This is a genomic window from Bacillus sp. E214 (genome assembly GCF_008087365.1).
In the GTDB taxonomy this organism is placed as follows: domain Bacteria; phylum Bacillota; class Bacilli; order Bacillales; family Pradoshiaceae; genus Pradoshia.
Genome location: NZ_VENN01000002.1, coordinates 407,767 through 427,058, shown reverse-complemented (window position 1 = coordinate 427,058; position 19,292 = coordinate 407,767). Strand labels below are relative to the sequence as shown.

The window sequence follows — 19,292 nt, the reverse complement described above, 5'->3', positions numbered from 1 at the left end:
CTATATAATTCCCTTCGCTGGAAAGCTTTTATTCCCTTTGTAAAATAGAACTCTCCCGTGGGGTTAAACGAAACAACTTTTGCCTTATTAGTCAAATTAAAATTATTCCCCATCTAGTCCTCCAAGCACATATACTTTAACCCTACAATTATACCATATTAAGAGAATTATAGAAAGAAAAGCGGAAGGGCCTTGCCCAGGAGCGAGGAGCATAAGACAGAGGCTCGGAGGGGGATGTTTTCCCCCGTAGAGGCTATGCTTATGTCCCGAGCTCCTAGGCCCTGACGCTGGATCAGATGAAAAGCGGAGGCGACTGGTCAGCTGCGACAAGCATAAGGAGAGGCGATCTTCTCCACCTCCCACCTGCCTTTCACCCAACTATCACCCACCTTTATCCGGGACATCCCCCTGGCATAACCACTACATACCAACACTCCCCCCTGCCACCTTCATCAAACAAAAAAACTCAAAAGGATATCATTCATCCTTTTGAGTCAGTTTCTTCATCATTCTGTTTAGTAAGATGGCGTTCACGGAGGTTTTTTTGAATTTCAGAGAATGGGAGATTTTGTTCTTTTAAGAGGACAAGGACATGAAAGAATAAATCGGATACTTCCCATTTTAATTCTTCTAGGTCGCGGTTTTTGGCAGCGATGATGACTTCGGCTGCTTCTTCTCCCACCTTTTTAAGAATCTTGTCTACCCCTTCTTCAAATAAATACGTTGTATAGGAGCCTTCGGGACGCTCTGCTTCCCGTTCAGCAATGATTTTCTCCAAATCATACATAAAATCCTTTGCTTCATCTGCCGGCTGAATTAAATTAATATCATCAGCCTGATACAGCGATTCCGTAAAGCAGCTTACCGTGCCGTTATGACAGGCTGGGCCTGCTGGTTGAACCAATACTACTAATGCATCCTGATCGCAATCATAGCGGATTTCCCGTACGGCTTGAGTGTTTTTGCTTGTTTCCCCTTTATGCCAAAGCTCCTGGCGGGAACGACTGTAAAACCAGGTTTCTCCCGTTTGAATCGTTTTCTCCAATGATTCCTTATTCATATAAGCCAGTGTCAGGACTTCCTTCGTTTCTCCATCCTGAACAATGGCCGGCACTAATCCGTTCGTATCAAATCGTATATTCTCTATATTCATCTCACAAGCACTCCTTGTTCTCGCAGTCTACGTTTAACTTCCTGTACGCTTGTCTCTTTGTAATGAAAAATGGAAGCAGCCAGTGCTGCGTCTGCTTTTCCTTCTGTAAAAACCTCAGCAAAATCTTCCTTACTTCCCGCTCCACCGGACGCAATCACCGGGACTGTAACAGCCTCACTGATCGCCTTGGTCAGTTCAATATGGAATCCGCTTTTTTCCCCGTCACAGTCCATACTCGTTAGTAATATTTCACCGGCACCGAGCGCAACGGCTTGCTTAGCCCAATCAATAGCATTTAATTCGGTAGCTTTACGGCCGCCATGTGTATAAACTCGAAAGCCGTTCATCTCCGCATCATACTTTGCATCAATAGCAAGAACGATACACTGATTCCCAAAATAGCTGGCTCCCTCTGCAATCAGCTCCGGCCGAAGCACTGCCGCCGTGTTTACAGATACCTTATCCGCTCCGGCACGTAGAATGGTTCTCATATCAGCGACTGAGTTAATTCCTCCACCAACTGTAAATGGGATGCTCAGGACAGTCGCCGCTTCCCGAACCACTTCCACCATCGTCTTTCTTCCTTCATGGGACGCTGAAATATCAAGGAATACTAGCTCATCTGCTCCTTGGTCATCATACATTTTCGCCAATTCAACTGGATCACCTGCATCCTGAAGCCCAAGGAACTGAATCCCTTTCACGACACGGCCCTCTTTTACATCTAAACAGGGAATAATTCGTTTCGTAATCATAAGGATTCAACCGCCTTCGCTAGGGCCTGCGGCAATGTAAAGCGATTTTCATAAAGTGCCTTCCCGATGATGACTCCTTCAATTCCATCCGCTTGATAGGCCTGTAAAGCAGCGATATCCTCAAGCTGACTCATTCCTCCTGATGCGATGACATTCTTTCCGGTTGCGCGCGCAAGTTCAGCTGTTGCCTCTACACTGGGACCATTAAGCATCCCGTCATTGGCGATATCCGTAAAAATGAACCATTCTGCCCCTTTATCGGCAAAATACTTGCCTAAGTCAACGACAGTCCATTCACTTGTTTTCAGCCAGCCATCAGTCGCCACCTTACCGCTTTTACCATCCAGTCCTATAGCAACTTTCCCCGGATATTGCTGAATCATCCGTGTGGCAAATTCCGGTTCTCTTACAGCCACACTGCCAAGAATGACACGCGATATACCATTCTCCAAGTAACGGGCTACCTGCTCCTCATTGCGAATCCCGCCTCCGACTTGAATGGATACACTCTTTAATTCCCGGGCTGCCTTTAGTACGTGTTCCTCATTAACTGGATTTCCCTCTTTGGCACCGTCTAAATCGACCATATGAATCCATTTGGCTCCTAAATTAGAGAAGGACTTGGCCATTTCAAATGGAGAATCTCCATAAACCGTTTCCTGCCCATAATCTCCCTGCAGAAGACGGACACATTTACCGCCTCTCATATCAATTGCCGGATAGATTGTAAAATTAGTCCCCATCACTTATCCCCCGCCTTCTCTATTACCAGATTCACGAAGTTCCCGAGCAAACCTTTTCCCATCTGTCCACTTTTTTCAGGGTGAAATTGCATTCCCATCACATTCCCTTTTCCTACAATTCCGGGTACCTCGACATCATACATTGCTGTTGCAATTAATTCCGCTGAGTCCTTTATTTGTGCATAATAGGAATGGACAAAGTAGACATAATCCTCTTCCAATCCTTCAATTAAAGGATTCACATTCTTAAATTGCAGTTTATTCCATCCCATATGAGGAACTTTATAGGTTTTACCGGTTTGATCAATCCCCGTAAATTTCGCAATATGTCCTTCCAAGAAACATAGCCCCTCGGAAAACCCGTGTTCATCACTGCTCTCGAACAATAGCTGCATTCCAAGGCAAATGCCGAGCAGGGGCTTGCCACTTTCGACATACTCCTTTAAAAATACGTCCAATTTCTGCTCTTTTAATGCAGTTATTGCATCCCGAAAAGCACCCACGCCGGGTAAGATTAACCCATCACAGCCGGCCAATACAGTCGGATCACCGCTTATCACAGGATCCGCTCCCAGCCTGTCTAATGCGTTATAAACGCTGAATAAGTTTCCCATCCCGTAATCAACGATTCCAATCAAGACTGCCACCCCTCTCCACTTACAGCATCCCTTTTGTAGATGGAATTCCTTTCACCCTTGGATCGTGTGATGTCGCTTCATCAAGCGCACGTCCAAGCGCTTTAAAAATGGCTTCAACAATATGATGGGAATTGCGGCCATAATGGACGACGACATGAAGATTCATCTTCGCCTCAATCGCAAGCTTCCACAGGAATTCATGTACAAGCTCTGTATCAAAGGATCCAATCATCGGTGCCGGAATGTCTGCTCTAAATTCAAGATGCGGCCGATTGCTCAAATCAACAACGACCTGTGCCAGTGCTTCATCCATCGGAACAAAGGCATTTCCATATCGCTTAATCCCTCTTTTATCTCCAAGCGCCTGACTCAACGCCTGCCCTAAACAAATACCAATATCCTCTGTTGTGTGATGCCCATCCACTTCTATATCCCCATCCGCATCTACTCGTAAATCAAAATGGCCGTGCTTCGCAAATAGATCCAGCATATGCGAGAGAAAAGGCACACCTGTTGAAAGCTCCGTCTTACCTTCACCGTCAAGGCCTAAAGCAAGCTTAATTTTCGTTTCGTTCGTTCTTCTATCTATTTCGGCTGTACGTTTCATTGACCTTCCTCCTTCGAAATAAATCGCGATTCCACGGCCCGCGCATGAGCCTCTAATCCTTCTAATCTAGCAAAAGCAGCGATTTTAGATGCATTAGCCTCAAAATCCTGTTGACTGTACATAATTAAGCTCGTTTTCTTTTGAAAATCATCTACATTCAATGGGCTTGAAAAACGGGCTGTACCATTTGTAGGCAGCACATGATTGGGACCTGCAAAATAATCGCCAACCGGCTCAGAACTATATTTACCGATAAAAATAGCACCTGCATGCCGAATTGCGCCCGCCACATTCATCGCATCCGCTGTTTGAATTTCCAAATGTTCAGGGGCCAGCTCATTTACAGCCTCAATCGCCTCTTCCAATGTGTTTGCTACGTATATACCGCCAAAATTATTCCAGGCAGCGAGCGCAATCTCTTTACGCGGTAACACGGCCAATTGTTTCTCCACTTCCACTTTGACCTGGCTCGCCAATCTTCGGCTCGTGGTAATCAGCACACTGCATGCCCGTTCATCATGTTCAGCCTGTGATAGCAAATCTGCCGCAACATGCCGAGCCTCTGCCGTTTCATCAGCAAGCACCGTAATCTCACTAGGACCGGCAATCATATCAATATCCACATCCCCATATACTTCCCTTTTGGCAAGCGCGACGTAAATATTACCCGGTCCTGTAATTTTATCTACTTTTCCGATTGATTCTGTTCCATAGGCAAGAGCTCCGATTGCTTGGGCACCGCCTACCTTATAAATTTCAGTGATGCCTGCAATATGCGCGGCAGCAAGCACGGAGTCAGGTAATCTCCCGTCTATTCCCGGCGGCGAAACCATGACAATCCGCTTTACACCGGCCACTTTAGCCGGGATGGCATTCATTAATACGGAGGATGGGTAGGCGGCCGTACCGCCTGGAACATAGATGCCGACTGAATCAAGCGGAGTACGCCTTAAACCAAGCATAGTTCCTGTCACGGACATATCTATCCATGAATTTTGCACTTGTTTTTCATGATAGCTTCGAAGATTTGAAGCAGCTTCAGTCATGATTGAAATCATCTCTTGCGGCATGTTGGCGATTGCTTTTTCCATTTCATCGTTTGTTACTTTAAGAGAATCCATCTCTGTTTGGTCAAACTTTTTTGTATAAAAAAATAAAGCCTGATCTCCGCGTTCCTTTACATCCTGCAGGATTTGTTGGACAACCTTCCTTTGAGCATCGGATCCGCCATCCACCGTACGTTTCAACGATAATCCACTCGTTAACGATTTAATTTCCATGCCTTCTCCCTCCAATTATTCCTTCGGCTGCAAAACCTTCCCCAGTCGAGTTACCATTTCAGCGATTTCTTTTTCCTTCATTCGATAACTTACCGGATTTGCAATAAATCGTGATGTCACATTTTGGATTGCTGCATACTCTACCAGTCCATTCTCACGTAAAGTTTGTCCGGTCGATACAATATCAACGATTCGATCAGCAAGGCCTATCATGGGAGCCAGCTCAATGGACCCGTTTAACTTAATAATTTCAACCTGTTCACCCTGCTCACGAAAATATTGGGAAGCGATATTTGGGTATTTACTGGCAATCTTCGGAGCAATCTTGTTCATTTCTGTATTCGGCATGCCTGCCACTGCTAAATGGCATTCACTTATTTCTAAATCCAACAATTCATACACATCACGTGCTTCTTCCATCAGAACGTCTTTACCGGCAATCCCTACATCAGCCACACCATGCTCGACATAAGTGGGAACATCCATTGGTTTAGCCAGGATAAAACGAAGATTTTCATTCTCTACATGAATGATCAATTTTCTAGTATCGTCAAAATCAGGAGGAATCTGATAATCTGCTTTTCTTAATAATTCCACTGCTTCATCCAAAATCCGTCCCTTTGGCATGGCAATCGTTAATTGTTCCATTATCCCTCTCCCCCTGATCCATCTGTCATGTCAATCATAAATTCAATATTCAGAAAATGATTTGTAAATGTATTTACATCCTTTATTCCATTCACATTTTGTAAAACCACGCGCATGCCGGATTGTCGCAGCTCCGTTGCCCGGCTTATCGCTTTCTGTTGCTGTACAGGGTGATAAATGATGCAAAGGGGCGGCTCTTCTTCAACTCCTGAATCGAGCGCCTCCAGTATACGGTCTAAACGTAAACCAAATCCTGTGGCAGGAGCATCTGTCCCGAACTGTTTATATAGCTCGTTGTATCTTCCTCCATTTCCAAGTGGAAAGCCTACATTTTCCCCAGATACTTCAAACAAAATACCTGTATAATAATCCATATGGCTGACAAGTGATAAATCATACGTAATCATTTCTGTATGATCTGTTAAAAGAAGGATATCGGCCAATTTTTTCAACTCTTTAACCGCATGCTGACCAAGCTGCCCATTTGTCAGTTTTTCAGCCATTTCCAGAATCTCGCGGCCCCCTTTTAAATAAAGAAGCTGAAACAGAGTCTCTTTATCCTTTAATGAGATTGGCAATTGATTCACATACTGTTTAAAACCAACATAGTTTTTTTCAAACAGAAATTTCCTCATAATCCCTGCAGTTTCTGCGCAACCGCCAAAATGAAGGAGTAAATCCTGTACAAAGCCAATATGACCAAGCGTAATATGGAATCTTTCCAAACCAGCACATTTTAAAACATCAGACAGAAGACAAAGCACTTCAGCATCAGCCGAAAGGGTACGATCCCCTATCAATTCAATCCCAAATTGCTCAAATTCTGCTGGACGTCCTCCCTCTTTTTCCTGTGCTCTGAACACATTTGCACTATAGGCGAGCCGCTCGGGATTCCCTTCCTTCAATAGATGGGAAGAAGCAACCCTGGCAATAGGCGAGGTCATATCCGGTCGCAACACTAAACTATGACCATCTTTATCTAATAACTTGAATAAATGAACATCACGGATAGCAGATACCTTACCGACCGTCTCATAATATTCGAGTGATGAAGTTTCCAAAAAACCATATCCGTATTGAACCGTTTGATCCATCATCCTTTGTTTCATGGATTGTTTTATCTTATATAAATCCGGCAATGTGTCACGCATGCCCAAGGGCTTTTCAAACATAAATAAATCCGGCATAATTAACAGTCCTTTATTATAAGTTTTTAGAATACTTTAGTTCGCTAATATGCTAATATGATGAAGTTAAGTTAAAGTGTATCGTTCCTTCCAAATAACGTCAAGTGATATGGATATTCCTTTCCACCAATCTATCATTAGGCCTGCAAATTACACAATTAAAAACCCCGCTCTAATGAACGGGGTTCCTCTTTTACCGAAAGAAATCATCTTCCTTTATTCTAATTTTCATTTCTTCCGCACTATAGATGATTTTCATCGGATTACCTCCTACAAAGGCCCCTGCCGGAACATCCTTATGAACGAGGGTCCCTGCCGAAACAATCGCACCATCACCTATTTCAATTCCGGGCAACAGAGTAGAGTTGGCACCAATCAACACCTCATCACCAATAATTACACTCCCTAAACGGTATTCGTTTATTAAGTATTCGTGCGCGAGAATCGTTGTATTATAGCCAATCACCGAGTTACGTCCAACGGATATTTTTTCTGGAAACATAACGTCAAGCATAACCATTAAGGCGAAGGAGGTCTTCTGCCCAACCTTCATTCCTAAAAAAGTCCGATAAAGCCAATTTTTCATGCTTAAAAAAGGTGTATATCTCGCAAGCTGTATAACGATAAAATTCCGAACAACCTTCCAAAAGGGAACGGTTTTATAAACATACCAAAGGGAATTGCCATCACCTTTTACCGGATAACGCTTAGTTCTTCTCATTGCTTTACAATCGTTAAGAGATCGCGCATATTTTCAAGCATATAATCTGGCTTGAATTGCTCAAGATACTCTCTTCCCTTGATTGTCCAGGCAACGCCCGCTGTCTTCGTTCCAGCGTTTTTCCCAGCCAAAACATCATGGCTATTGTCTCCAACCATAATCGTTTCAGAAGGCTCAGATCCGATTAATTTCAACGCTAACTGGATTGGCTCCGGATCTGGCTTTGGCATTTGAACATCATCAAGTGTGACAACAACATCAAAAAAGGATTCAAGGCGGCCTTTAATCAAGCCCATCTTAACAGCATTGCGCATTTTAGTTGTCACAATACCGACTTTATATCCACTTTTTTTAAGTATTTCAATCGTCTCATATACACCTTCATATTCACGAACAAGTAAGTCATGATTGGCAAAATTGTGTTCACGGTAAAATGCAATCATCTCATCCTTACGCTCAGGATCCAATCCTCCAAAGGTTTCAGCCAGGGAGGGACCAATAAATTGGTAGACGTCCTCACGTGAATATTGGCCTGGATAGTAGTGATTAAATGTATGCAAAAATGAAGCAATAATTAGTTCATTCGTATCAATTAATGTTCCATCTAAATCAAATAGTAATGTTGTGATTTTCTGCTTCACGCTGTTCGTCCTTCCTCTTTCTTAATTCTACCTTTTTCCATATAAATGCAATTGTTACGGCTAAAAGAATGGCTGTCACCAAACGGATGAGCAGCAGGGGCAGAACTGGCACGCCAAGAGGGATAAAAATGACCGTATCCTCCACCACTGCATGGCAGGCGATTAGAAAGATAAAGGCGATCGTAATATCCTTTTTACTAACCCCATCTTCACGAACGGCATCAAGCATAACTCCCGCTCCATAAGCCAGACCAATGACCAAGCCCGCAACCAAAGTCATGGATGTGTTTTCTTTCATCCCCAGCATCCTAGTGATAGGCTTCATCCAGTCCGAAAATTTATTTAGCCAATTAAGATCCTTCATAATTTGGATAACTAGCATCAATGGAATAACGATCAATGCCAGCTTTAATGTTCCATAGGCTGCTTTTTCCAATGCCAGCAATAACACAGGTATGAGGCCTGATACCACTTCCTCATTGCCGCTGATTCCATAATATATTCTCTCTGATCCGCCCTGCCATACTAAATGAATGACAATGGCTGATAATAGCGCGAGTCCAATACGTGTGAGCAGGACAACCCATAGTTTAACTCCTACCTTTAGCGCAACACCGGTTTCAATAAAGAGATTATGGGAAAAGGAAAGCATTACGGCAATAATAAATACTTCTTTAACAGTTAAAGAATCGAGTGCCAATATGCCCCCAATCCCGGCATAGAGATTCAAAAAGTTCCCGAGTACCAACGGAATTGCTGCGTCTCCCGGAAGTCCAATCAGTCCCATGGCAGGACTTATCAAATCAATGATCCAAGGTAATACCGGTGTATATTGCAAGATGGATATTAAAAATGTAACGGGAAAAATAATCTTCCCGAGCATCCACGTAGTTCTTAACCCAGCCATTATCCCTTTTGATATGGTATCTTTTTTCATAAATTCCACCCCTTTAGCTGTTCACGATGTACAACCTGCAATCTGAAATTCTAAAGATGTGGTTATGAGCAATGGACATCATATGTCTAAATATTTTTTCTCTGAATATCCCATTTTCCGTCTTACAACAAGCAGGATTATTCCACCAATAATCAATGAAAGCGATAAGACCTGCGCCATTCGGAATTCACCAAACAGCATGAGGCTATCTGTTCGCATCCCCTCTATAAAGTAGCGGCCGATGGAATACCAAATTACGTATGTCAGGAACATTTCACCCTGACGCAGATTAACTCTTCTTAACAGAAGCAATAAACCAAATCCAAGGAAATTCCAAAGGGATTCGTACAAGAAAGTCGGGTGGTGGTAAGCACCATTGATAAACATTTGATCAATGATGAAGTCGGGCAACATTAAATTCTCAAGAAATTGGCGGCTAACCACATCACCATATGCTTCCTGGTTAATGAAGTTACCCCATCTGCCAATACCCTGCGCGAGAATAAGAGATGGCGCTGCAATATCAGCAATTTTCCAGAAGGATATATTTCTGGAGCGAGCAAAGAAAATGGTTGTAATGACGGCCCCAATCAAGGCTCCATGAATGGCAATTCCGCCATTCCATATTTTATAAATATCGCCGAGGTGATCTTTATAATAGGACCACTCAAAAATAACATAGTAAATACGTGCACTGATAATAGAGATTGGAACTGCATAGATCAACAGGTCAACAAACAAATCTTTGTCCAACCCACGGCGTTTTGACTCACGCATGGCAAGCCAAAGCCCAATAAAGACACCCATTCCAATAATAATTCCATACCAGTAAATCTGGATGGAACCGATATGTATGGCAACACGGTCTATCGTATTCATCTACCCTAACACCTACTCTAATTATTTTTCTTTTTCAATTGCTTCATTCAATTTTTCGGTAAATTGCTGAGCTGTATTAACGCCCATTCGTTTCAGACGGAAATTCATAGCCGCCACTTCAATAATAACCGCAATATTTCGGCCCGGCCGAACTGGTATATTCATTCTGGTGATATCCGTATCAATAATTCGTACCTTTTCTTCTTCCAAACCAAGTCTATCGTAATTCTTCTGCTGATCCCATAGCTCCAGATTGATGACAAGGGAGATTCTTTTATGGCTTCTGACTGCTCCCGCACCAAACAAAGTCATCACATTAATGATGCCTACGCCTCTAATTTCCAAAAGGTGCTCGATCAATTCAGGTGAATTTCCGACCAGTGTGTCGTCATCTTCCTGGCGAATTTCCACACAATCATCGGCAACTAAACGATGTCCTCTTTTTACAAGTTCAAGCGCAGTCTCACTTTTTCCGACTCCGCTCTTTCCGGTAATCATGACACCTACGCCATATATATCTACCAAAACGCCGTGAACAGCAGTCGTTGGAGCAAGCTTGCTTTCAAGGAAATTAGTCAGTCGGCTGGAAAACCGGGTCGTTTTCATCGATGTTCTTAAAACCGGTACAGAAACGCTTTCAGAAGCCATCAATAATTCCTTCGGCACCTCTAAATCACGCGTGATAACGATACAAGGTGTAATATCACTGCATAGCATTTGCATTCTTGAAATTCTTTCTTCATCATTTAACTTAGAGAAAAACGATAATTCTGTCATCCCAAGGATTTGAATACGGTCAGCAGGGTAATAATCGAAATAACCTGCAATTTCTAAACCAGGTCTTGAAAGATCGCTCGTAGTGATAGGTCTATTTACACCTTCTTCACCACAAACCAGTTCAAGCTGGAATTCATCAATGAGGTCGATTGTTTTAACTTTTGCCAAAAAATTCACTCCCTGATCTAGTGATTATTAAATTTGTGCTTTCATTTTATCATTATTTCCTACATAACCATACAATTACAATAATATAATTCTGGTTTTTCTAAAAAGTTAAAAGTACCATAAGGATAGGACAACTTACCTGGGGGTTTAAGAGAAATGACACTACTGATACAAAACGCAACGATATATCAAGAGAACACCATCCTGCAAAACGGATATATTTTAATTAAAGATAATCAAATTAAAGAAGTGGGTCTTATGGAAAACTCACCACAGCACGCTGATGAAATTATCACTCTTAAAGAGGGACAGCTAGTTCTGCCGGGTTTCATTGATATCCACATTCATGGCGCGGCCGGGGCTGATGCCATGGATTCTACAGAAGAAGCACTTAGAGTCATGGCAAAAGAGCTGCCTAAAGAGGGAACCACATCTTTTCTTGCAACAACAATGACACAGGATCCTGCCAATATAAATAAAGCGTTAAAAGCTATCTATAGCTTTAGGATTAACGGAAATCCTGCCGGAGAAACTGAAATGCTGGGCGTACATTTAGAAGGTCCATTCATCAGTCCATCAAAAGCAGGAGCACAACCATTGCATCATATCAAGAATGCCGACGTTGATATATTTAAGGAGTGGAATGAATCATCAGGTAATGCAATCAAACTGGTCACTCTTGCTCCGGAACAGCCTGGTGCAAAGGAATTAATTAAACACCTGCGCGCTTCAAATATCATCTGCTCCATGGGTCATACTAATGCCACATACGAACAGGCATCAGAGGCGATTGAACACGGAATATCGAATGCTACACATTTATTTAATCAAATGACCGGCTTACACCATCGTGACATAGGTGCCGCTGGAGCAGCTTTGCTGCATGATCAGGTATTCGTGGAGATGATTGCGGATGGAATTCACATATCACCTGAAATGATAAAGCTTGCTCTCAAGGTTAAAGGCACAGAAAAGGCCATTCTTATTACGGATGCCATGCGGGCAAAAGGAATGGCGGATGGACAATATGATCTTGGCGGACAGGAAGTAACCGTTACAGGTGATGAAGCGCGTCTTGCAGATGGTACTTTGGCAGGCAGTATTCTCAAAATGAACGATGCCATAAAAAATGTATGTCATTTTACCGGATATTCATTGCAAGAAGTTGTCCAAATGGCTTCTGTTAATCCAGCTAAACAGCTTAATATTTATGATCAAAAAGGAAGCATTGCTGTTGGGAAAGACGCAGATCTTGTGATTATGGATACAAACTTTAATGTATCCATGACAATCTGCCGTGGTAAAATAGCTTACAGAGGTGAAGAGCAATGAATCAAACAACTATGAGGATTATTAAAGCAGACAATTATGATGAAATGAGCCAAATTGCAGCAGAAATTTTCATCAGCAAAATCAAGCAAAAACCGGATGCAGTCCTTGGACTCGCTACCGGAAGCACCCCACTCGGTCTCTATAAAAATCTTATAGAGGATCACCAGAAAAATGGAACAAGCTATCAGCAAATCCATACCGTAAACCTGGATGAATATATAGGGCTTTCAAAAGATAATCCAAACAGCTATCACTCCTATATGATGAATAATCTATTCAAATACTTGGACATTCCACAAAATCATATTCATCTTCCACATGGGGATGCAGAGGACCTTATGCAGGAATGTGAGCGATATGAAACGGCGATAAATAATCTTGGTAATGTAGAGCTTCAGGTATTAGGAATCGGAAAAAATGGTCACATTGGCTTCAATGAACCTGGAACTCCATTTTCCAGTAAGACACATATCATTGAATTAAAAGAAAGCACTCGACAAGCTAATGCCCGCTTCTTTAATCATCTGGATGAGGTCCCAAAACAAGCGATCACAATGGGGATTTCTACAATTATGAAAAGCAAAGAGATTATACTGCTCTCTTCTGGTGAAGCAAAGGCAGAAGCAACCTACAAACTGATTCACGGTGATTTAACAGAACAATTACCAGCAAGTATTCTAAAGCAGCATCCGGCTGTAACCGTAATCGTAGATAAAGAAGCAGCTTCTATGCTCGATTAATCATTGGCTTTCCACATTCTATGGAGTGCTATAACGCATATTAGATGAAGCCATTACATACATTCTGACAGCCATGAAGCTGACTGAGATAAAATATCCATTTTAATCAAGAGATCCTGTCCTTTTAATTTAAAACGATGACCATAGATGGGCCATTTAGATGGCTTGCCTCATATTATGGTAGTAAAAGGACAGGGGGCTTTTAAAGTTGAAGATTATGATTGATGCAGGCCATGGCTATAAAACACCTGGAAAGTCATCACCGGATGGAATGAAGGAATATGAATTTAATCGAAGTGTTGCTGAATATTTAAAGGATTTATTAACCAACTATCAAGTTAATACTTTCTTTGCCCATTCGGACATAGTAGATGTTCCTTTACAGGAAAGAACGAATCGTGCAAATTCTCTCCATGTAGATTTATATGTATCAATCCATGCCAATGCCGCCGTAAATCGAGGTTGGCATAAAGCAGAAGGAATTGAAACGTATATTCATACATCAGGGCCTAAAGAAGCCCTCTCTCTCGCTACAAAAATCCAGAATAAATTGATTGCCACCACCGGTTTACAAAATCGAGGAGTTAAAACGGCTGATTTTCATGTGCTGAGCGCAACAGAAATGACAGCTGTACTGGTTGAATGCGGGTTTATGACAAATGAAAAGGAAATAAAGCTGCTTAAAAGCGATCACTACCGAAAAAAATGTGCACAAGCAATTGCCGAATCTATCATCTCTCATTATTCATTGAAAAAGAAATTAAGCAATCCTGCCAAACAATCAGATCCAGAAAAAATACTGTACAAGGTTCAGTTAGGTGCCTTTTCAGACAAACAGAATGCAGCCAACTTAGCAACACAGCTAAAACGTCTTGGTTTTGAAACAACCATCATAACGGACAAGCAAGAATGCTAAAAAACCTGAAGCCTAGTAAACAGGCTTCAGGTTCTTTATTTATCATCCATTACACTTTCCATAATCGTATTAACCAATGAAAGAATAATCGATACCAGGAATGTCAGCCAGAAGCCATTGATATCAAAGGCACTTCCCATTGCTGCATCCGTAATCATTAACACAATGGTATTAATGAAGAGCAGAAATATTCCTAGCGTAATGATCGTTATAGGTATCGTTAGGATGGTCACAATTGGTTTGACAATTACGTTAAAGATGGATAATACAATGGCTGCAATAATGGCTGCACCAAACCCGGTTACATGAACACCTTCAAATATCTGTGTCAGCAATACGAAAACGACTGCATTAACAAGTATTTTGGCTATCCATTTCATATGTCCATCTCCTTCACTTCTTCTCTCGGCATAAAACAGCTAAGAATCGTATAGGGAATAATCAGCATAAAGCTAGTTGGAATGAGCGCGATTATAAATAGGATACGCAAAAGCTTTGAACTCATACCAAAATATTGTGAGATTCCTCCAAGGACACCCGAAACAATCTTATCTGACCTTGAACGGACAAAACGCTTTTTTTCCTTCAAAATACCCCGCAGCTCCTTTTAATCCATTAACGTATTGATTAATGTTTGATTTTAATATTACCGGCTCTTGATTCGGCCAAAATATGAATGGATTCCTCATAATTACCCTCTGACTTGAATCGGAGCATCTTTTGGACCACATCACTTTTTTCCTCAATGATGTGAATACCCTTCAGGTCAATATTAAAACTGCCGAGATTGGATTTTAACTCCCCATCACATCCAGTATTTGCTGGGATTTGCAGATTAATACTTCCTGCCGACGCCTTAGCTCGGATCGTTTCTCCATAACGGCCGGTTTGTTCACATTGAATACTTCCATTAATCGTCTGGAAATCTCCTTTTCGGAAGCCTCCCTGGATTTGGATTGCACCATTCATCGTTTCGACTTCCAATTCGCCTACATCAAATCCTTTAAGATTGACAACACCATTGACCGTCTCAAATTCTGCTTCTCTTGCATTCAAATCCGTAAATTGAATTTGCCCATTACCCGTTTTGGTCATAACCGTATCGACTTTAACATTTTCACCGGTAATTGCTCCGTTAAATAGTCGAATTTTCAATTCCTCATAGCGATTGTCTGGCACACGAATGATTGCTTGTAATTTAATGGATTTGTCGTGTGCAGCAAATCGAAGTCTTCCTTCTTCAAGCGAATAAGTTACTTCTTTAAGCAGTTTTTCTCTCGCTTCAGTCGTATTTTCTGCCCTATACACCTTCGCCTGGCATTCAATCCTAATCTCGTCCTTATCCCATGGGAGGAACTGGACACTGCCGTTTGCCAGATCGACATCTATTTTACGCAAAGATACATGATCATGATGATAAATATGCTCGATATCAACCGCTGAGCCAAAATTAAGGTCAAAATCTACATCTTTTATCTTTTTAACAACATCGTCTACGATTCCTAATAGTTTATCCATTGTGGATGCAGACTTTTTGGATGGTGACCCCTTATATTCTGATTCACTTTGGTTTACAACCGTTGATAATTCACTGGTTTCTGTCCTTTGCTCATCTTCTTTAATCAGTTTGTCTTTCTTTTCAATTTGCTCAAGTAATAATAATGCTTCATCGGCGTTAAGTAAGCCTTCCTTCACCATTTCCAAAATTCTTTTTTTCTCTTGATTCATTCTTACCAGCTCCCTTTTCCATGGTATGTACCTATCAATCCTTTACTAGTTTAATACCCTGAATGACGTTCCAAATCATCACAATAAAGCTAATCAAACCGAAAAGAAACATAGCCAGTATAGCAGTATAGGGCAAGGCCGTTATTTCCGAACTCGAGGCAAGCTGAGTTAGAAATACAAAGAACACGATAATGCCCATGACTAATGGAAATAGATGTGAGATTAAAGCTCGTTTAGCATGCCCTTTTAGCTCAAAATCATCTACAGCTACGAAATAAATAACCGTAGGAAAGATGAAGCCTAAAAAGAAGAAACTGAAATAACATAGAGCAGCCAGAAATCGATTAGTTGTTGTCATAGATACAGACACCTCTCCTAATTGTACGTATAAATTGAAAGAAAGTTTCTTATATATCAACAATACCTTACAACAATTGGAAAATGGTAACTTTTCGATTATACCCTGGCCAGAAATCGTTAATCTATGAGTTTTCTAAAGGTGCACGGGCAAACGTATGAGTAAGTTCTCTGAAGCAAATACGCCGGATATGGATAAAAAGCAAGCCGTTTTATCTGGCGGCTTGCTTTTCCTTGATTTTATTATTCATACGGTCCCGATCACGTTCTAGAACGGGCTTTAAATATTTTCCTGTATAAGATTCAGGTGTCTCCGCTATAACCTCCGGTGTTCCGGTAGCCAAAATGGTTCCGCCTTTTTCTCCACCTTCAGGACCTAAATCAATTAAATAATCAGCTGCTTTAATGACATCTAAATTATGCTCAATGACAAGCACTGTATCGCCATTATCAACCAAGCGCTGCAATACTTCCAAGAGACGCGAGATATCATCAACATGAAGTCCTGTTGTCGGCTCATCCAAAATATAGAGTGAGCGGCCATTGGAGCGACGGTGTAATTCACTCGCCAGCTTAACCCTTTGCGCTTCTCCGCCGGATAGTGTTGTGGCAGGCTGACCCATCTTAATATATCCCAGACCAACATCATAAATGGTTTGGATCTTCCGTTTGATTTTCGGATGATTTTCAAAGAACTGAAGTGCTTCTTCTACTGTCATATCTAAAATATCAGAAATATTCTTCCCTTTATAGGTTACTTCCAATGTTTCCCGATTATACCGTTTTCCATGACAAACCTCACAAGGAACATAGACATCCGGAAGGAAATGCATTTCTATTCGGATGATTCCATCTCCACGGCATGCTTCACAGCGTCCGCCTTTAATATTGAAACTGAAACGGCCTTTCTTATATCCACGGACCTTCGCTTCATTTGTGGAAGCAAACACATCCCTGATATCATCAAACACACCTGTATAGGTTGCCGGATTGGATCGCGGCGTACGACCGATTGGTGATTGGTCAATATCAATCACTTTCTCCAGTTCCTCCACACCTTTTATCTCGCGGTGGTTTCCTGGTCTCGCTTTCGCCCTGTGCAGCTTTTGAGCTAATGATTTATGGAGAATTTCATTCACTAATGTACTTTTACCTGATCCGGATACTCCTGTAACAGCTACAAATGTCCCAAGCGGAAAAGATACATTTACATTTTTGAGATTATTCTCTTTAGCACCTTTAATCTGAATTAATCGTCCATCGCCCTTTCTGCGTTCCTGTGGCAAAGGAATGAATTTTTTCCCTGATAAATATTGGCCCGTTAAGGAATTAGAATCCTCCATCACTTCCTCCGGCGTACCTGCTGAGACAATCTCACCGCCGTGCGCTCCTGCTCCAGGACCGACATCAATCAAATAATCCGCTGCCAGCATCGTGTCCTCATCATGCTCCACCACAATAAGCGTATTCCCGATGTCACGCATACTTTTCAGCGTCGCAATCAATCGGTCATTATCACGTTGATGAAGACCAATTGAAGGTTCATCCAAAATGTATAAAACACCTGTTAAGCGCGAGCCGATTTGAGTAGCCAATCTGATTCGCTGTGCTTCTCCCCCTGAAAGTGTTCCGGCTGCTCGGTTTAATGTCAGATATTCCAAGCCAACATTATTCAAAAAGCCCAGCCTTTCTTTGATTTCCCTAAATATCAAACGGCCGATACTCATATCTTTCTCGGATAGATTCAAATTTTCAAAGAAATCGTTAGCATCTTTAATAGAGAGGGCCGTAATCTCGCCAATATGCTGTCCTGCTATTAATACCGCCATCGTTTCCTTCTTCAGACGATAGCCTTTACAGGTTGGACATGCCTGCTCGGCCATATATTTTTCCATCTGATCACGTGTATAATCTGAACTTGTTTCTTTAAACCGGCGTTCTACATTAGCCAATACGCCTTCAAATTCCACTCTGTTTTCCCGTATTTGCCCGAAATCATTCTCGTAACGGAAATAGATTTTCTCCCCATCCGAGCCATAAAGAATTTTATCAAGCTGGCTTTCCGGTATTTGAGAGACTGGAACATCCATATCTATACCATAGTGATTGCATACACATTCAAGTAATTTAGGATAATACTGAGAACTGGTAGGTTCCCATGGAGCGATTGCATGCTCCCTTAATGTTAATTCCGGGTCAGGAATTACGGCAGCCCGGTCAACTTTTACTTTAAAGCCCAGTCCATCACATGTTGGGCAGGCGCCAAATGGACTGTTGAACGAGAACATCCGAGGCTCCAATTCCCCAATTGAAAATCCACAATACGGACAGGCATGATGCTCACTGAAAAGCAACTCTTCCTCGCCTATTACATCAATGATAACTTTACCATCACCCAGACGGAGTGCAGATTCAATTGAATCTGCTAAGCGGGCATTGATTCCCTCTTTCACGACAACCCGGTCGATGACCACTTCAATCGTATGCTTTTTATTTTTATCCAGACGAATATCATCATCCAAATCATACATTTCTCCGTTTACACGGACACGGACATACCCTTGCTTTTTAATATCTTCAAGCATTTTGACATGGGTACCTTTTCTGCCTGTTACAACCGGAGACAGAATCTGCATTTTCGTGCGTTCTGGATAGGACAAGATTCTGTCTACCATTTGCTCAATTGTTTGAGATGTAATTTCAATCCCATGCACAGGACAGACTGGTTTGCCGACTCTGGCATACAATAAACGCATATAATCATAAATCTCTGTCACTGTCGCAACGGTTGAACGAGGATTGCGGCTTGTCGTCTTTTGGTCAATTGATATCGCTGGAGACAGCCCTTCAATCAAATCAACATCCGGTTTATCCATTTGGCCGAGGAACTGCCGGGCATATGCGGAAAGAGATTCCACATAGCGGCGCTGGCCCTCCGCATAGATTGTGTCAAAAGCCAGGGAGGACTTTCCGGAACCGGATAAACCCGTCAGTACAACCAGCTTATCCCGGGGGATTGTCACATCAATATCCTTAAGATTATTGGTCCTGGCCCCTTTAATTACAATTTTATCAAGTGCCATCC

Annotated in this window: 21 protein-coding genes; 3 read left to right on the top strand and 18 right to left on the bottom strand. The window is 42.0% G+C overall.

Going from position 1 to position 19,292, the window contains the following annotated elements:
* Positions 1-481: 481 nt before the first annotated feature.
* The 13 genes from hisIE to hprK all read right to left on the bottom strand — a co-directional run bounded on the left by hisIE (position 482) and on the right by hprK (position 11,134).
* Entirely contained in the window at positions 482-1,153 is a 672-nt protein-coding gene (gene hisIE, locus FHY47_RS11285) for a bifunctional phosphoribosyl-AMP cyclohydrolase/phosphoribosyl-ATP diphosphatase HisIE (RefSeq protein WP_066106181.1), read from the bottom strand.
* Positions 1,150-1,908 carry an imidazole glycerol phosphate synthase subunit HisF gene (gene hisF / locus FHY47_RS11280; protein WP_139892209.1) on the bottom strand — a complete coding sequence of 253 codons (759 nt, stop codon included), beginning with the start codon at positions 1,906-1,908 and terminating at the stop codon, positions 1,150-1,152. The genes hisIE and hisF overlap by 4 nt, the downstream gene beginning before the upstream one ends.
* A complete protein-coding gene (gene hisA, locus FHY47_RS11275) occupies positions 1,905-2,651 on the bottom strand; it encodes a 1-(5-phosphoribosyl)-5-[(5-phosphoribosylamino)methylideneamino]imidazole-4-carboxamide isomerase (RefSeq protein ID WP_148630641.1) in 747 nt (248 codons plus the stop codon). The genes hisF and hisA overlap by 4 nt, the downstream gene beginning before the upstream one ends.
* Positions 2,651-3,289, bottom strand: a complete 639-nt coding sequence (gene hisH, locus FHY47_RS11270; protein ID WP_066106169.1) for an imidazole glycerol phosphate synthase subunit HisH — start codon at positions 3,287-3,289, stop codon at positions 2,651-2,653. Before hisH ends, hisA begins: the two co-directional genes overlap by 1 nt.
* Positions 3,290-3,308: 19 nt before the next feature.
* Positions 3,309-3,896: an imidazoleglycerol-phosphate dehydratase HisB gene (hisB, locus tag FHY47_RS11265; RefSeq protein WP_066106166.1), complete on the bottom strand. Its 588-nt coding sequence runs from the start codon at positions 3,894-3,896 to the stop codon at positions 3,309-3,311.
* A complete protein-coding gene (gene hisD / locus FHY47_RS11260) occupies positions 3,893-5,176 on the bottom strand; it encodes a histidinol dehydrogenase (protein WP_139892207.1) in 1,284 nt (427 codons plus the stop codon). The genes hisB and hisD overlap by 4 nt, the downstream gene beginning before the upstream one ends.
* 15 nt (positions 5,177-5,191) lie before the next feature.
* Complete coding sequence (hisG, locus tag FHY47_RS11255; protein WP_139892206.1) at positions 5,192-5,827, bottom strand: ATP phosphoribosyltransferase; 636 nt, start codon at positions 5,825-5,827, stop codon at positions 5,192-5,194.
* Positions 5,824-7,011 carry an ATP phosphoribosyltransferase regulatory subunit gene (locus FHY47_RS11250; RefSeq protein ID WP_140461779.1) on the bottom strand — a complete coding sequence of 396 codons (1,188 nt, stop codon included), beginning with the start codon at positions 7,009-7,011 and terminating at the stop codon, positions 5,824-5,826. Before FHY47_RS11250 ends, hisG begins: the two co-directional genes overlap by 4 nt.
* Before the next feature lie 193 nt (positions 7,012-7,204).
* Positions 7,205-7,732 carry an acyltransferase gene (locus FHY47_RS11245; RefSeq protein WP_066106154.1) on the bottom strand — a complete coding sequence of 176 codons (528 nt, stop codon included), beginning with the start codon at positions 7,730-7,732 and terminating at the stop codon, positions 7,205-7,207.
* A complete protein-coding gene (ppaX, locus tag FHY47_RS11240; protein ID WP_139892204.1) occupies positions 7,729-8,373 on the bottom strand; it encodes a pyrophosphatase PpaX in 645 nt (214 codons plus the stop codon). Before ppaX ends, FHY47_RS11245 begins: the two co-directional genes overlap by 4 nt.
* Positions 8,342-9,310, bottom strand: coding sequence for a nucleoside recognition domain-containing protein (locus FHY47_RS11235; protein WP_139892203.1), 969 nt, complete (start codon positions 9,308-9,310; stop codon positions 8,342-8,344). Before FHY47_RS11235 ends, ppaX begins: the two co-directional genes overlap by 32 nt.
* Before the next feature lie 78 nt (positions 9,311-9,388).
* Complete coding sequence (lgt, locus tag FHY47_RS11230) at positions 9,389-10,189, bottom strand: prolipoprotein diacylglyceryl transferase (protein WP_139892202.1); 801 nt, start codon at positions 10,187-10,189, stop codon at positions 9,389-9,391.
* Between the two features lie 21 nt (positions 10,190-10,210).
* Positions 10,211-11,134, bottom strand: a complete 924-nt coding sequence (gene hprK / locus FHY47_RS11225; RefSeq protein WP_066106142.1) for an HPr(Ser) kinase/phosphatase — start codon at positions 11,132-11,134, stop codon at positions 10,211-10,213.
* 156 nt (positions 11,135-11,290) lie between these two features.
* Here hprK and nagA point away from each other — a divergent pair, with 156 nt between their 5' ends.
* From nagA to FHY47_RS11210, 3 genes are all read left to right on the top strand, one after another.
* Positions 11,291-12,466: an N-acetylglucosamine-6-phosphate deacetylase gene (gene nagA / locus FHY47_RS11220; protein WP_140461781.1), complete on the top strand. Its 1,176-nt coding sequence runs from the start codon at positions 11,291-11,293 to the stop codon at positions 12,464-12,466.
* An 11-nt stretch (positions 12,467-12,477) separates the two neighbouring features.
* A complete protein-coding gene (gene nagB / locus FHY47_RS11215) occupies positions 12,478-13,206 on the top strand; it encodes a glucosamine-6-phosphate deaminase (RefSeq protein WP_140461929.1) in 729 nt (242 codons plus the stop codon).
* 217 nt (positions 13,207-13,423) lie between these two features.
* On the top strand, positions 13,424-14,122 hold the full coding sequence (locus FHY47_RS11210; protein ID WP_262366008.1) for an N-acetylmuramoyl-L-alanine amidase: 699 nt from the start codon (positions 13,424-13,426) through the stop codon (positions 14,120-14,122).
* Between the two features lie 35 nt (positions 14,123-14,157).
* Here the strand turns inward: FHY47_RS11210 and FHY47_RS11205 are convergent, their stop codons facing one another.
* The 5 genes from FHY47_RS11205 to uvrA form a co-directional block, all read right to left on the bottom strand.
* Positions 14,158-14,502: a phage holin family protein gene (locus FHY47_RS11205; RefSeq protein ID WP_066106135.1), complete on the bottom strand. Its 345-nt coding sequence runs from the start codon at positions 14,500-14,502 to the stop codon at positions 14,158-14,160.
* Positions 14,499-14,711: a PspC domain-containing protein gene (locus tag FHY47_RS11200; RefSeq protein WP_066106133.1), complete on the bottom strand. Its 213-nt coding sequence runs from the start codon at positions 14,709-14,711 to the stop codon at positions 14,499-14,501. The genes FHY47_RS11205 and FHY47_RS11200 overlap by 4 nt, the downstream gene beginning before the upstream one ends.
* Positions 14,712-14,749: 38 nt before the next feature.
* On the bottom strand, positions 14,750-15,850 hold the full coding sequence (locus FHY47_RS11195; protein WP_066106130.1) for a DUF4097 family beta strand repeat-containing protein: 1,101 nt from the start codon (positions 15,848-15,850) through the stop codon (positions 14,750-14,752).
* A gap of 34 nt (positions 15,851-15,884) precedes the next feature.
* Positions 15,885-16,208: a magnetosome magnetite crystal formation protein family gene (locus FHY47_RS11190; protein WP_066106127.1), complete on the bottom strand. Its 324-nt coding sequence runs from the start codon at positions 16,206-16,208 to the stop codon at positions 15,885-15,887.
* A gap of 211 nt (positions 16,209-16,419) precedes the next feature.
* Complete coding sequence (gene uvrA / locus FHY47_RS11185; RefSeq protein ID WP_066106124.1) at positions 16,420-19,290, bottom strand: excinuclease ABC subunit UvrA; 2,871 nt, start codon at positions 19,288-19,290, stop codon at positions 16,420-16,422.
* Positions 19,291-19,292: the final 2 nt, after the last annotated feature.